The sequence below is a fragment of the Photobacterium alginatilyticum genome, from assembly GCF_009910675.1.
Taxonomy (GTDB): domain Bacteria; phylum Pseudomonadota; class Gammaproteobacteria; order Enterobacterales; family Vibrionaceae; genus Photobacterium; species Photobacterium alginatilyticum.
The window spans coordinates 1-2311 of sequence record NZ_RSEJ01000087.1 but is presented as its reverse complement, the minus strand read 5'-3'; the positions used below and the strand labels follow the sequence as shown (position 1 = coordinate 2311).

The 2311-nt window shown below is 51.9% G+C and carries 2 protein-coding genes; both read left to right on the top strand.

Annotation, left to right across the window (positions count from 1 at the left end):
• Nucleotide 1: 1 nt before the first annotated feature.
• On the top strand, nt 2-1816 hold the full coding sequence (gene frdA / locus EIZ48_RS27975; protein WP_160658652.1) for a fumarate reductase (quinol) flavoprotein subunit: 1815 nt from the start codon (nt 2-4) through the stop codon (nt 1814-1816).
• Nucleotides 1816-2311: 2Fe-2S iron-sulfur cluster-binding protein (locus EIZ48_RS27970; protein ID WP_160658651.1), on the top strand; the 496-nt coding region annotated here is incomplete at its 3' end. The genes frdA and EIZ48_RS27970, both read left to right, overlap by 1 nt.

The window sequence follows — 2311 nt, the reverse complement described above, 5'->3', positions numbered from 1 at the left end:
TGTGAAGACTATTACCACAGATATCGCTGTAATCGGCGCAGGTGGTGCAGGCCTACGTGCTGCCATTGCTGCTGCAGAAGCAAACCCAGACTTAGAAATTGCACTAATTTCCAAAGTTTACCCAATGCGCTCTCATACCGTAGCKGCAGAGGGKGGCTCYGCTGCCGTCRTCAAGGATGAGGATAGCYTRGATAACCAYTTCAAYGACACGGTTGGTGGTGGTGACTGGCTATGTGAACAGGACGTTGTTGAATATTTCGTAGAAAACGCGACTCGCGAGATGACCCAGCTGGAACAGTGGGGKTGTCCTTGGAGCCGTAAGGAAAACGGTGACGTTAACGTTCGCCGTTTTGGTGGCATGAAGGTTGAGCGTACCTGGTTCGCAGCCGACAAAACCGGCTTCCACATGCTGCACACCCTRTTCCAGACGTCTATCAAATACACGCAAATCAACCGCTTTGACGAGTACTTCGTGGTTGATCTTCTGGTAGAAGAAGGCGAAGTACAAGGYCTGGTTGCTATTCACATGTCTGAAGGCGAGCTGGTTTGTATCAAAGCCAAGTCTGTTGTWCTGGCAACCGGTGGCGCAGGTCGTGTATACAACTGCAACACCAACGGCGGTATCGTAACCGGCGACGGTATGGCAATGGCCTTCCGCCACGGTGTACCGCTTCGTGATATGGAATTCGTTCAGTACCACCCAACCGGCCTGCCTGGYACCGGTATCCTGATGACCGAAGGTTGTCGTGGTGAGGGCGGTATCATGCTGAACAAAAATGGCTACCGTTACCTGCAAGATTACGGCATGGGTCCAGAGACACCAATCGGTCAGCCTAAGAACAAATACATGGAACTGGGTCCACGAGACAAAGTTTCTCAGGCATTCTGGCACGAGATGCAAAAAGGCAACACTATCAAACACCCACTGGGTGATGTAGTGCACCTTGACCTTCGTCACCTGGGTAAAGAATACCTGCACGAGCGTCTGCCGTTCATCTGTGAACTTGCCAAAGCCTACGTGAACGTTGATCCGGCAGAAGAGCCGATCCCAATTCGCCCAACCGTGCACTACACCATGGGTGGTATCGAAACAGACAAGAACAACGAAACCCGTATCTCTGGCCTGTTTGCGGTTGGTGAATGTTCGTCTGTTGGTCTGCACGGTGCAAACCGTCTGGGCTCTAACTCACTGGCAGAGCTTGTAGTATTCGGCCGCCTGGCGGGTGAAGGCGCGGCAAAACGTGCTGCGRAATTCAAAGGCTGGAACGAAGAGTCTATTGCCAAGCAGGTACAGGCGGTTCAAGACCGTATCGATACCCTGCTTTCTCAGGACGGTGACGAAAACTGGGCGGATATCCGTACAGAAATGGGTCACTCCATGGAAGCCGGCTGTGGTATCTATCGCCAGGAAGATTTGATGCAGGCAACRGTCGACAAGCTTGCCGAACTTCGTGAGCGTTACAAGAAGATCAGCATCAAAGACAAGGGCAAGGTATTCAATACCGATCTGCTTTACGCAATTGAAGTCGGTTACGGCCTGGAAGTTGCTCAGGCAATGGCTCACTCCGCGATCCTGCGTCGTGAATCACGTGGTGCACACCAGCGTCTTGACGACAACTGCACCGAGCGTGATGACGTGAACTTCCTGAAGCACTCGCTAGCATTCTACAACGGTGATCAAGCACCTCGCATYGAATACAGCGACGTGACAATCACCAAGTCTCAGCCTAAAGCACGCCTATACGGTGCCGCGGCAGAAGAGGCAGCAGCGAAAGAAGCAGCAGAAGCGGCAGCGAATAAAGAGGAGCAGGCATAATGTCAGGCAACCGTATCCAAAAAGTTGAAATTCTGCGTTATGACCCAGAGAAAGATGCAGAACCGTACTTCGAGATGTTCGAAGTTCCGTTTAACGAAACCATGTCTGTGCTTGATGCACTGGGTTACATCAAAGATAACCTAGACAAGGATCTGGCTTACCGCTGGTCTTGTCGTATGGCTATCTGTGGTTCTTGCGGCATGATGGTCAACAAGGTGCCAAAACTGGCCTGTAAGACCTTCCTGCGTGACTACCCGAACGGCCTGAAGATCGAAGCGCTGTCTAACTTCGCGATCGAGAAAGACCTGATTGTTGACATGACCCCGTTCATCGAGCGTCTGGAAGCGATCAAGCCTTACATCATCGGTAACGATCGTAAGCCTGAAGATGGTCCAAACAACCAGACCCCAGAGCAAATGGCGAAGTACAAGCAGTTCTCTGCCTGTATCAACTGTGGCCTGTGCTACGCGGCATGTCCTCAGTTTGGCCTGAACC